The organism is candidate division KSB1 bacterium (assembly GCA_024655945.1).
Lineage (GTDB): Bacteria > Zhuqueibacterota > Zhuqueibacteria > JANLFK01 > Oleimicrobiaceae > Oleimicrobium.
This window is the reverse complement of record JANLFK010000005.1, coordinates 106,361-118,105: the sequence shown is the minus strand read 5'-3', so window position 1 is coordinate 118,105 and position 11,745 is coordinate 106,361. Positions and strand designations below refer to the sequence as shown.

Annotated in this window: 8 protein-coding genes; 6 read left to right on the top strand and 2 right to left on the bottom strand. The window is 62.0% G+C overall.

Going from position 1 to position 11,745, the window contains the following annotated elements; genetic code table 11:
* Positions 1-9: 9 nt before the first annotated feature.
* Positions 10-783, bottom strand: a complete 774-nt coding sequence (locus NUW13_08330) for a sulfide-dependent adenosine diphosphate thiazole synthase (GenBank protein ID MCR4439032.1) — start codon at positions 781-783, stop codon at positions 10-12.
* 597 nt (positions 784-1,380) lie between these two features.
* Here NUW13_08330 and NUW13_08325 point away from each other — a divergent pair.
* Genes NUW13_08325 through NUW13_08305 form a run of 5 tightly spaced genes read left to right on the top strand, consistent with a single transcriptional unit; the run spans position 1,381 to position 8,024 of the window.
* Positions 1,381-4,416, top strand: a complete 3,036-nt coding sequence (locus NUW13_08325) for a tetratricopeptide repeat protein (GenBank protein ID MCR4439031.1) — start codon at positions 1,381-1,383, stop codon at positions 4,414-4,416.
* On the top strand, positions 4,413-6,155 hold the full coding sequence (locus tag NUW13_08320) for a TonB-dependent receptor (GenBank protein MCR4439030.1): 1,743 nt from the start codon (positions 4,413-4,415) through the stop codon (positions 6,153-6,155). Before NUW13_08325 ends, NUW13_08320 begins: the two co-directional genes overlap by 4 nt.
* Positions 6,156-6,192: 37 nt before the next feature.
* Positions 6,193-6,837, top strand: coding sequence for a MotA/TolQ/ExbB proton channel family protein (locus NUW13_08315; GenBank protein ID MCR4439029.1), 645 nt, complete (start codon positions 6,193-6,195; stop codon positions 6,835-6,837).
* The gene (locus NUW13_08310) at positions 6,815-7,216 is read left to right on the top strand and encodes a biopolymer transporter ExbD (protein MCR4439028.1); all 402 of its coding nucleotides are present in this window, start codon (positions 6,815-6,817) and stop codon (positions 7,214-7,216) included. Before NUW13_08315 ends, NUW13_08310 begins: the two co-directional genes overlap by 23 nt.
* A 1-nt stretch (position 7,217) precedes the next feature.
* On the top strand, positions 7,218-8,024 hold the full coding sequence (locus tag NUW13_08305) for a TonB family protein (GenBank protein ID MCR4439027.1): 807 nt from the start codon (positions 7,218-7,220) through the stop codon (positions 8,022-8,024).
* Positions 8,025-8,114: 90 nt separating this feature from the next.
* On the opposite strand, the gene NUW13_08300 is transcribed toward NUW13_08305, so the two are convergent.
* A complete protein-coding gene (locus NUW13_08300; protein ID MCR4439026.1) occupies positions 8,115-8,801 on the bottom strand; it encodes a response regulator transcription factor in 687 nt (228 codons plus the stop codon).
* Between the two features lie 869 nt (positions 8,802-9,670).
* Between NUW13_08300 and NUW13_08295 the strand changes: the two genes are divergently transcribed.
* The gene (locus NUW13_08295; protein ID MCR4439025.1) at positions 9,671-11,383 is read left to right on the top strand and encodes an FG-GAP-like repeat-containing protein; all 1,713 of its coding nucleotides are present in this window, start codon (positions 9,671-9,673) and stop codon (positions 11,381-11,383) included.
* The last annotated feature ends 362 nt before the right edge of the window (positions 11,384-11,745 follow it).

The window sequence follows — 11,745 nt, the reverse complement described above, 5'->3', positions numbered from 1 at the left end:
AGGGGAAACTCAGCTCAGTCGGGCGGCGATCAGCTGGGCAACCCGCTCGCCGCTCAAGAGCATGCCGCCGAAGATGGGGCCCATGCGTGGCCCGCCGAACACCGCCCCGACCGCCATGCCTGCGACGTAGACATTGGGATACACTTCGCCGGCCTGCTCGACGACAAACTGCTCGCCCGCAGCAGCAGCCATGGCCTTTTCCCCTTGGGGTGTACCGCTGGCGGTCCGCAGCGGCCCCACCTTTTTGCCCACAATGTGGGCCACCTCTGCCGCATGGCCGGTGGCATCGACGATGTATGTGCAACTGACGGCGATGGGGTCCACATGGAGCCCTGCCTCCTCGATGGGCGTGCGCGTGATGACCAAGCCGCGAATCTGTCCTTCCTTTGCCATTACATCCTCGACGCTGAAGAGCGTGAGAATTTCAGCGCCGGCATCTTTGGCAGCGGCTCCCAATTTGCACACCGCCTCTATGGAATCGGCCACATAATAGCCCGAAGCATACGGCATGCTTTTTATGCCCAGCTCGTCCAAGATGCGCCTGGCTTGCTCCTGCACGACGATGACGTTGCGCCCGATGCCTCCTCCCCACATCCCTCCGCCCAAACTGAGGCGTCGCTCGAAGAGCGTGGTCTTGATGCCCTTGCTTGCCAGGCGGATGGCTGCCATGAGGCCTGCCGGCCCGCCGCCTACCACGGCCACGGTGCTGTCCAGGGCCGCGAGCAGCCGCTCCTCGTAGGTGCGGATGATTGCTTCGCTCACCAGCGTCTCTCTGATCTCCACGGCAACTCCTCATCGAATGGTGCCAGAAATGTCTGAGTAAAGATATAGAAAGTTGGCGAGTAGGTCAAGAGGAAAAAATGCGAGCGGACGCCTCGCCACCCCAAGTTGCGCACATCCCTCGTGACAGGAGAAATCCGAGGGCGCTCCACTGGTGACGCCGGTCCCCATGGCCACAGACTCGAGTGCGCCCCGCCGGGCGCGAGGTCACGGCCGGCACTACTCACCTCCGCCCTTCGCCGAAGTTGGGGCGGCCGCTGTCGTGGCGATGTCGCAGGACGATGCTTCGCGCGCCTACGCCGCCCCGGAGCGCGCCGAAAGCCTGGCTCAGTGCCACTCATGTTTCGCTCCAGGGAGGAAGGCGACCCCTGTCGCGGCTCGGTGGGGGCCTCGCACTGCGCGGGACCGAAGTGCCCCCGCGACTGCGCGTAAATCCCTTTGTCAGAACCGAGAAAAATTCCTATATTTGGCAACAAAGGAAGAAGGCTGGCCGGCGAGCACACGCAGCATGCGGAATCAAGACGGATGGCGTACGTAAAAGACGCGTAGCGCCGTCGTACAAATGTTGTCTTAGGAGAACCGCCGAAGGCTGGGACAGTCATGAAAAGACCGCAAGACAAATTGTGTCGCCTGATGCTTCTTGTCGTGGCCTTGTCGTGTCTGGCTGCGGCCTCCAAGGGCCAAGGTCAGGTGCCTGCATCTGACGAGCAAAGGTCTTTTGCCACGGCCAAGGGGCTTTTTGGCGACGGCTTGTACGATTTGGCCGCCGGCGAGTTGCAGAAGTTTCTGCGCACTTACCCACAGAGCGATCGCGTGCCTGAGGCACGCTACCTCCTGGCCGAGTCGTACTTCCAGCAGGGCGAATACTCCCGCGCCATCAACGAGTACACGGCTCTTGCTGCTCAGTTCCCCGCCACGCAGTTCCGCTCGCGGAGCATGCTCCGCACAGGGCAGGCCCATTACCACAAAGGCGAGTATAGGCAGGCTGAGCGAAACTTGCGTGCCCTTCTGGAACGCTCCCCGGATGAGAAGCTGGCCGCCGAAGGCCGGTATTGGCTGGGCGAGACGCTCTATAAGCTGCAGCAGCCGGAAAACGCTCTCGAACAGTACGGCCGTGCCTACGCAGCCTATCCCCAGGGAGACCTGGCTCCCTATGCCCTCTATTCAATCGGCTGGGTGCAGGAAGAGCGTGGGCAGTGGAATAGCGCGACGAAGGCCTACCAGAAGCTGGCGCGTGAATATCCCAAGCATGAGTTAGCGGCCGTGGCGCGCTTTCGCTTAGGCTTCGTGGCGTTTGCTAAAGGCGAGTATCAGCAGGCCGTAGACAATTTCTCGGCAGCGCTCGGTGACCACCCCACGCACAAACTTGCCGGTCAGGCGCGTGTAACGGTTGCCGATGCTCTGGCGCGCCTGGGACGACCCCGTGAGGCAGTGGCCGCGTTTTCGGCGCTCCTTGACCCAGCAGTGGGCGGCGATATGGTCGACCGTGCCTACTACGGCCTGGGTTTGGTGCACTATGAGCAAAAGGCCTTTGCCCAGGCTGAGGAAGCATTCCGGCACATTGTCACTCAACTACCGCAAAGCCCGTTGCTCCCGGCTGCTGCTTTTCAGGCTGGAAAATGTGGCCAGGCGGTGGGGGACACAGCCGAGGCGAGGAGGCTCTTCCGGCTTGTTGCCGACGCGCACCCGGCCAGTGACTATGCAGCCCGGGCGCTGTTTGAGATGGCCACCCTCGACTTTTTTGGCCAGAAGGTAGCGTCGGCCAGGGAGCAATATCAGCGCATCGTCACCTCGTTTCCTGGCTCTCCTGTGGCGGCGGACGCATGGTACATGGTGGGCGAGTGCTATCTTGGCGAGGGCCAATCAGCTCGGGCGCTTCAGGCCTACCAGGAGGCCGTTGCCTTTTCCGCCAGCCCCATGCTCAAGGCGCGAGCGCGCCTGAAAATCGGATGGGTGCAACATCATCTGGGCCGCCATCTGGAAGCTGCGGCCTCTTTGGATTCAGTTCTCGCCGCCCCTGGGGATTCCGAACTGGCCCAGGAGGCGCTGTTTTGGAAGGCCGAGGCGGTGTACGCAGCCGGGGACTATGTGCAGGCGGGGTCCCTGTATCGCAGGCTGCTTGCCGAGTATCCCAACGGAAAGCACACAGCCGAAGCGTTGTACGGTAGCGCTTGGGCGACCCTCAAGTTGGGACAGTACGCCGAAGCGGCCCGGCAGTTCGAACGTGCCTTTGCGGCTGCGCCGCCAGGTGCGATGCGCTGCGATGCCAAACTGCGTCAGGGCGACGCTCATTTCAACCTCAAGGACTATGCTGCGGCAATCCGTACCTATTCCTGGGTGGCTGACCAATGTCCCCAGGCCCAGGTGGCGGCCGAGGCACAGCTGCAAGTGGGGCACTGCTACTATCGCAGCGAGGATTTGCCTGCAGCCGTGGCTGCCTTCGACCGCGTGGTGAGGCAGTGGCCAGAGAGCACAGCGGCCCCAGAGGCGCAGTTCATGATTGGCAAGGCCCAATTCCGTGCCGGCGACTACCAGCAGGCCATCGCCTCGTTTCAACTGCTGGCAACGCGCTTCCCGAAGAGCCAGTGGGTCGAGGAGGCGGCGTACGCCGTGGGCGACTGCTACTACAATGAGGGCCGTTACGACGAGGCGATAGGCCAGTACCAGAGCCTCATCGAGTGTTTCCCCCAGAGCCGCTTTGTGGACGATGCCGTGAGCGGCATCCAGTGGGCGCTGGTGCAGCAGGGCAAATCCGAGGAAGCAATAGCGGTGGCCGACACTTACCTGCGGAAGGTCAAAGACCCTGCTGCCGCAGCCGCCATCCAGTTTCGCAAAGCGGAGCTGTACTACAACATGAAGAACTATGCCGCAGCCGCAGCGGAGTTCGCCGCGCTGCGCGCGCGATTCCCGGCGTCGGAACAGGCACAAGAAAGCTGGTATTGGGTGGGGTTGAGCCACCACCAGCGTGGTGACGAAACGGCGGCTATGCAAGCAATGCAGCAGCAGTGGACGGAGTTCCCCCAGAGCGCTCGCGCGCCCGAGGCACTGTATCGCGTCGCCGAGTGGCAGCTGGCCAAGGGAAACTCCGCCGCGGCCATGGAGAACCTCGAGAAGTTGATCGAGGCCTTTCCCAACAGCCCTTTCGCGGCGCAGGCGGCGACCCAGATTGGGTACTGCCACCTTCAGGCTGGCGACTATCAGGCTGCGCAGACCCAGCTGGAGGAAGCGAAGAAACGGTTTGCAGGTGGTGACGGCGAGGCGCGCGCCACAGTGGGATTGGCCAACGTCTACATAGCGCTCAAGCGCTATCCTAATGCGTTGCGAGAACTGGAAAGGGTACCAGGCCTGGCCGCCACGGCCACCGTCGCCGCGGAGGCGCAGTACCTGACCGGGGAGTGCTACCTGCGCATGGGGAGCCCAACACAGGCGGCCACCGAATTCTTGAAGGTCAAGTACCTCTACCCAGGCGAGCGGGAATGGGTGGCAAAGGCGATTTTCGGCGCCGCCGAAGCATACGAACGCCTGGGCCGTTACCAGGATGCAAGAAAGCTCTACCAGGAGCTCATCACCGCCCATGCTGATCACCCCTTGGTCCCAAAGGCAAACGAGCGGCTGGAGGCACTGCTGAAGAGATGAGGCATAGGAGAACCCCCTCAAGGGTGACGGCCCCAGGCGGCGTGTTGACATGGATCATTGCCTGGGCGCTCCTGGGCACGGGTCCAGACACCGCCTTGCGGGCACAGAGCCAAAAAGAGGTGCCGCCCGTGCTTCCCTTTGTCCCGCCTGACTCCGCGCGCACAGCGGGAGAACGCCCCCAGTGGGAACTCCCGGAGGTGCTGGTCTACGGGAGGGACACAAGTCTGCGGCTGCCCGGCCAGAAGTTGGCGATAGGGGGAAAGCCTGCGATTGCCTATCGACCCCAGGAACAGCGCGAAACTATTCCGTCCACCATGGTTTCGGCGGCGCCCCAGGAGCTTCTCGCCGAAAGCGGGCCACAGGCCAGGTCGCTGCTCCTGCGGGCCGAGGGCGGGAGCTACTGGACGGCAAATGTTGCGGCCCTGTATCGCGGCGCGCGACGCCGGATGAACTATGGCGCCGATATCTCGTTCCGCCGCAGCGACGGCGCGGTAGAGAATGGCCAGTATGCCATCTTGGACCTGGGGGGAAGGGTCACCTACCCCTTCTCTCCGCGCGGAGCTGTGCACGCTCACGTGGACATCAATCAGGCCGGCTATGGGCTTGCAGGAGCCACCCCACCCGACACGGCCAGGGCACTGAAGGCAGAACGCCATGCCTCGGCTGTTAGCCTGGGCACCGGCCTTGAGCTTGGCCTTGGAGACCGCGGCCAGCTCACCGTGGCCTATGAATATGCGACGTTACGGAGCAGCGACGACACACTGGGCGTACGACTGAGCCGTGTCAGCGATGGTCTGCATCGCCTGGACACCCGGGTGGTCTTTCCGTTTGGGAGCATCGAGCTGCTGGCGAACATCAGTTACCTGAGCGAAGGGTATCGACCGCAGGGGGCAAGGGGCACGCAGCAGAGCTCGTTGGTTCAAGCCGAGTGGGGGGTGGCTGGCGAGGTGTTGGCGCGTGGGCACGCCTACTTGGGGCTTGGCTTTCACGGCGTCTCCTCTGCAGCAGGAGGACAGTCATCGGCGCTGAGCATCGCGGGGCGCTTTTGGATAGCGCCCTCTCCACGGCTGGGTCTCACAGTCGAGTTTCGCCGTGGCTATGACTGTTCTACCCTCATGGAGCGCCGCGCTGAGAACCCTTACCATGCCCCCCATCTGCTCTTGCAGCCGGTGCTCACCAAATTCGCGCTGGCCGTCGGGGCCGAATGGCGGGTGGCCTCCCAGCTGGTGCTGGAGGCACGCGTGGGTCGTTCCTGGATGAAGGACCAATGGTACTGGCAACGCGATCCTGCCAGCGGCTTGTTCACCGTGGGCGTTGTTCCAGATGTGAAGATGAACCACGCCGCCCTGGTCGTGCGGGGAGAACCAGCGGCCAATTTGAGCATCGAGGCTCGTTATGCGCTGTACAGCGATTCATTCCGCTTGGCGCAAGTGCCTGGAGCAGCGGATCTCCCCTACCTTGCTCATCGCCGCGTGCCCCTCAGCGCGGCTTACCGTTTGGGCGAGCGCACGCGCCTCCAGCTGCGCAGTGACCTGATGAGCAGCCGAACGGCGGATTTGGTGCGCCAGGCCAAACTCAAACCCTATGCTCTGCTGAGCTGCGCGGTGACTCACCAGCTCAACAGGCGCGTTTCCCTCTTTGTGCAGGGAGAAAACCTTACTAACCGCAGCTACGAGCGATGGCAAGGCTACCCCGAGATGGGGCTGACCATTCAGGCAGGGGGATTTGCGACATGGTAATGGGACAAGAGAAGTAGGGTAGACCGGCGGAGGTGACATGACGCTCTTCGACATCGTGCTCAAGGGTGGGGTGCTGATGATCCCCATCGTGCTCTGCTCCATCATCGCTGTGGCTATTCTCATCGAGCGGCTGGTGACGCTGCGCAAGATTCGCATCAAGAGCGGCACTTTTGTGCTGCAGATCAAATACCTGCTCCTGCGCAAGGACATCGACGGGGCCATGGCCTTGTGCAAGAAGACGCCTGGGCCCATTGCCGGCATCACCAAAGCTGGTCTGGAAAAGATCAGCCGGCCACGGCAGGAGATCAAGGAGGCAATCGAGAGTGCTGGCCGGCGGGAAATATACTTCCTGGAAAAGTATCTAGGCGTGTTGGGCACCATCGCTGCCATCGCGCCGCTGCTTGGGTTTTTGGGCACGGTGACCGGCATGATTCGCGCCTTTATGCAGGTGCAGGTGCACGGCGGCAATGTGGACGCCAGCGTCTTGGCGGGAGGCATCTGGGAGGCGCTCATCACCACCGCCGCAGGCCTGAGCGTGGGCATACCGGCGCTCATCTTCTACAATTGGCTGCAGGGCAAAGTAGAACGTTTCGTGTTCGAGATGTCCGAAACTTCTACAGAGCTGATGGACCTTCTGCTTGAGCCAAAGGAGGCAGCAGATGGACTTCCGGACAACGCGTAAGCCCATGGTGGTCTTTTCCGCCATCTCGTTCACGGACATCGTGCTGCTTCTGCTCATCTTCTTCCTGCTTTCCTCCTCCTACGTGGTGCAGCCGGGGATCAAGGTGCGCTTGCCCAAGGCCGTGAGCGGGCAGGTAGACCAATCCAATCGCATCTTTCTGACGGTGACGCGCGACGAGCGCATCTTCCTGAACACCCGCCAGGTATCGCTGGCGCAACTCGGCGGGGAGCTCAGGAAGTTGCTCGACCAAGGTGCCAGCAAAGTCGTGGTCATCCGTGCCGACAAGGACTTGAGCCTGGAGCGCGCCATCCAGATTGTGGACATTGCCAAGTTAGCAGGTGGCGAGCAGTTCTTGATCGCCACGCAACCGGGGATGTGAGATGAACCCGGCTGTACGCATCGGCCATTTTGCCCGTGCCGACATCGGCCGTGGGGCTATTGTTTCAGTGGCCGTGCACGCGCTGCTTTGCTTGCTCCTGGCGCTGTGCGCAGTAAGGCTGGAGCACTATCCCCCGGACTTTGCCGAGGTCACCTTCCTTTCTGGGGAAAGGGCCAGCGGCCAGGTTGGGGAAAAGGTGGCTATCCAGCAGGTGCCACCGGAGTCGGTCCCCAAGGGGGAAAAGGTCGTGCAGCCCTCTGCGGCGGCTGAGGAGGTGGTGAGCCTGCCAAAGAGGCGCATGCTGGAGCAAGAGCCCCCAGAACTGAGCGCCAGGGCCGCAGAAAAGATGCCCGTGGCACAGCCGGCGCCAGAGGTGCCGGCGCCAGCGGCCGGCGCTACTGCCTCGAAGGAAGCTCCGCCGCGTGAGCCCGAAGCTATCGGGGGGAAACCTACCGCCCCTACGGCCGTAACGGGCGATGTGGGGCAAAGCACGCCTCAGACCGCAGGGCCGGCTGGTGGCGGCCAAGAAAGCTTCGGGATCGAAGGGGAGGCTGCCAACCGGCAGATTTTGTACAAAGTCATCCCGGAGTACCCGCATGGGCTGCAGCGGGAGGCAGTGGTGAAGGTCCGTTTCGTCGTCTTGCCGGACGGCAGTGTGGGCGAGATGGTACCCGTGCTCAAGGGCGACGCCACTTTGGAGAGCATCACCCTCCAGGCACTGCGCCAATGGCGATTCAACCCGCTGCCGCCGGGCGCAGCACAGAAGGAAGTCACCGGCATCATCACCTTCAGATATCTGCTCCGTTGAGCCAAGCGGCTCTTCTCGCAAGACATATTGCTCAAAAAGGAGAACCCCCGGCGCATGGTCGGGGGTTCTTTGGAGGGAGGAAAAGCACGGTTACTGCATGAAGCGGTAGCCAGTGCCGTGAACGGTCTGTATGTAGCGCGAGGGGTACTTGCGCTCGCCCAGTTTCTCCCGCAGGCGCTTCACATGCACATCCACCGTACGCGAGGTGACGCAGACATTCCCCCCCCAGACGCGATCAAGAATCTCCTCGCGGGAGAAGGTCTTGTCCCGACGTGACGCTAACAGGTACAGGAGCTTGAACTGGATGTAGGTCAGGTCTAGTGGTTTTCCCGACTTGCGCACCTGTTGTTGGCCCAGGTCGATCTCGATGTCCTTGACCTTTATCTTGGCCGGGTCACACTCGGAAATGCGGCGGATCACCGCCCCTGCGCGGGCCACGAGCTCCCGTGGACCCTTGAGGCTGCTCACATAGTCATCGGCGCCGGCCTCGTAGCCCCGGATGATGTCCTCTTCGCTGCACTGCGATGAAACTATGATGAGCGCCATGCGCCGCAAGTTGAGCTGCTGCTTGACCAAACGGCAGAAGGAGTAGCCATCCTCGCCGCACCGATCGATAAAGACCACCACGGCATCGGGTCTCTGACTCTCGACAATCTGCAGCGCCTCAGTGCGTGTGGTCGCATGGCGGCAATGGTACCCTGCTGCGTGGAACTCGCTGCTAATGGCGTTCGGCTTTCCGTTCGCGGGGTCATAGAACAGCACACTCCGCGTTCTCATGACAGCCTTCCTCCTTATCGCTTGCTTCACATTCCTTCGTGGCCCCGGTTGAAAAGCGCCCGCTGCGCGCTTTCGCATGGCATTTTGCAACTCCTGTGCCAGTGGAAGCCTCTCCCGGCTGGGCGTAGGCGGGAAAGGGGGGTGCCTTCCCAGGGAGGGCGAGATATCCGCCTTTTTTCTGACATGTTAGGGGGGGAGTGACGCGCGGGGACGGGGCTCAACAAAGGAAGATGCGCGGCGCAGGCCACAATTGTGACAATGTTGCCAGATTTTGTGTCCAGAAAGCGACCACTGTGCGCAGAATTCCGCCATTGGCATTGCCACCGGGGCAGGTGCCGCCGGGCGTGTGCCCGCTTGGCGGAGGGCGAGTGGTGCAAGGAATCACCGTTCGTCGCCGAAGGATGTAGCCGCCAAAGGCGAACTCGCAAACAGCACCGTGCTACTGGTGAAGGCTGGCGGAGGTGGGCATGAACGTCATGGCAGATGATAAGGCGGAAGCCGACAGACACCGACCGCCGCGTCGCCAAGTCGGCGGCCGGCAAGTACCAGCGTTCCTTGCGGCACCGGCAGGGGTGGCAAGCAATTTGGTGCCTCTAAGGCGGGAACTACGTGGTGTGGACACAGGAGGTCCTCCTGGGACGTGCAGCCGGGGTTCGGGATGGGGCAAAGGTTGCTCCCTCAAGCCTGCATTTTCTCGCCAGAGCATGAATTTTGTTGTTGACAAATAGGGGAAATTTGCTTAATATCTTGACCGAGTCAATCTACAACGAGTCCGAATCAAGCGACCTGAAGGAGGTGATGTTAGCCGCAAGAGAACTACCGAAGCCCCCGGGATGCTGTTCTAAACCATGTAGCGAGGAGGTGACACCATGAACAAAGCGATTGGCATCTTGGCAACGGTGGGGTGCTTTGCGCTGCTGGTAGCGGGCGGGGCAAGCGCGCAGCAGTATGTGGCGCAGGGTTTCCACAAGGAGTTTGGGGTGCATCAGTTTGACCCCGACCACCTCACCTGCCTCGACGAGGTGCACGCCGCCTACGACTTTGACCACGACGGCAAGCTCGAGTTCTTCGTCCTCACGGACGAGTCGCAGCCCAATGGGCCCTATGATGAGTTGGACGACGGGGCCTGCGTCTACCTCTACGAGTGCACGGGCAAGGACACGTACGAGCTCATCTGGGCCTTCAGGGATACCTCCCTTGCCACTGGAGGAGCCAGCTTCCCCACCTGTTGTGTGACCGACATGGACGGCGACGGCTGGCACGAGCTGCTCATTGGCATTCCCTACGGAGGAGGCTATCCGACTCCGGATGGCAACCCTGTCCGCTTGTACGTGTTTGAAGGATCTCCTTCCGGTCTGCCGTCCTGGGATTCGCCAACCGCCACCTGGAACTTTGAGGCCAAGCCTGGCACGAACACCCGTCCCGCAGGCATGGCTGCCGCTGACATCGACGGCGACGGGGTGGCGGAAGTGGCCTGCGCTTTTCGCAACTTCAGCAGCGCCACCAAGAACGACGCCCTGATGATCTTCTCCCTTCTGGGCGAATTTGCCGGCCCCTTCACCCAGTTCAAGATCGAGGTGATGGATACCACCACCGATGTCAACTCCATCTACGACGCTGCCATCACCGACATCGACAACGACGGCAAGTTGGAGGCGCTCTTCCCGTCCTACTCCAAGGACCTGTTTGTGTTCTATGAAGGCGTCGGGCCCGATACCTACAGTTACCACACAGTGGCCGGGGGGGACATGCTGTGGGCGGCGATCCACGGCACGGTCAACGTCGACCTGGACGGCGACGGGAAGAACGAGGTGGTGAGCGGCGACAACCGCGGCTACTTTGGCTTCATCGGCGACGTCACCGACTTGGCCACCATCGGTGTGGACAACCTTTACCAGGTGGGTATGGCTTCGCCCAATGGCACCCGAGGCCTGACCGCTGGTGACTATGACGGCGACGGCAAGGCCGACATCTTTGTCGGCGGCAACTGGTCGGGCAAGGTCTTCCGCATCGAGTATGTGGGCGGCGACAAGGCCGACTCCACCAGCTACACCTGGGAGATGATCTATCAGTACCCGCCCGACACCGCCGAGGCGCGCGTGTACGACGTCTGCTTCCCGGGCGACAACAAGAACTACTGGCAGACCGGCAACAACCTCGTCCACGACATGGACGGTGACGGCGAGCCGGAGCTGCTGATCGCCCACGAGACCGGCGATGCCAACACGCAGGACTGGCTGATGATCATCGAGGGTAGGGGCGTGACGGCAGTGGAGATTATTCCGGGCGCCCCGGTGCTGAAGAGCTTCAAGCTCCACCAGAACTATCCGAACCCGTTCAACCCGACAACGGCCATTGTGTACGAGATGCCGCGGGCGGAGTACGTCACGGTGAGAATCTACGACAGCACCGGAAGGCTGGTGCGCACCCTGCAGGAGAACAAACTGCAGCCTGCCGGCTCCCATGAGCTCATCTGGGATGCCACCGATGACATGGGGCGTAGCCTGCCCAGTGGCGTGTACCTGTGCCACGTGAAGATGGGGTCCTTGAGCCTGACCCGCAACATGATTCTGGCAAGGTAATCGGGACGCTCCTAACAAAGGCGGAGCCCTCGGCGTATAGGGGGCTCCGCTTTTTCTTTAGGCCGGCACGAACAGCCGCGTCGGCAAAACTGAGCGACGTGTTGCCCCGGGCGGCTGGTACCGGGACTTGCGCACGTGGCACATTCGGCAAACCTCAGCCAAGACGCGTGGGCAGCAGCCTCTGCGCGCGGATATGCCTCTCCTGGGCCTGATTCTCGCTGGAAGGTGGCAGTCATGGCCAGTGTTTTCCGCAATGTGCGACCGGTCGGCAGAGGGAGTTGGCTGCGGACCGGGCGAGAGTTGCGGTGGGGGCCCGTACTTTTGTCTTGACAAAGACGATGCTATTCCTTATATTGCCAGCG

Bases quoted from the DNA above. Each gene is read 5' to 3' on its own strand.
- NUW13_08325 (MCR4439031.1), top strand. From the start codon at position 1,381: ATGAAAAGACCGCAAGACAAATTGTGTCGCCTGATGCTTCTTGTCGTG.
- NUW13_08315 (MCR4439029.1), top strand. From the start codon at position 6,193: ATGACGCTCTTCGACATCGTGCTCAAGGGTGGGGTGCTGATGATCCCC.
- NUW13_08305 (MCR4439027.1), top strand. From the start codon at position 7,218: ATGAACCCGGCTGTACGCATCGGCCATTTTGCCCGTGCCGACATCGGC.
- NUW13_08300 (MCR4439026.1), bottom strand. From the start codon at position 8,801: ATGAGAACGCGGAGTGTGCTGTTCTATGACCCCGCGAACGGAAAGCCG.
- NUW13_08295 (MCR4439025.1), top strand. From the start codon at position 9,671: ATGAACAAAGCGATTGGCATCTTGGCAACGGTGGGGTGCTTTGCGCTG.
- NUW13_08320 (MCR4439030.1), top strand. From the start codon at position 4,413: ATGAGGCATAGGAGAACCCCCTCAAGGGTGACGGCCCCAGGCGGCGTG.
- NUW13_08310 (MCR4439028.1), top strand. From the start codon at position 6,815: ATGGACTTCCGGACAACGCGTAAGCCCATGGTGGTCTTTTCCGCCATC.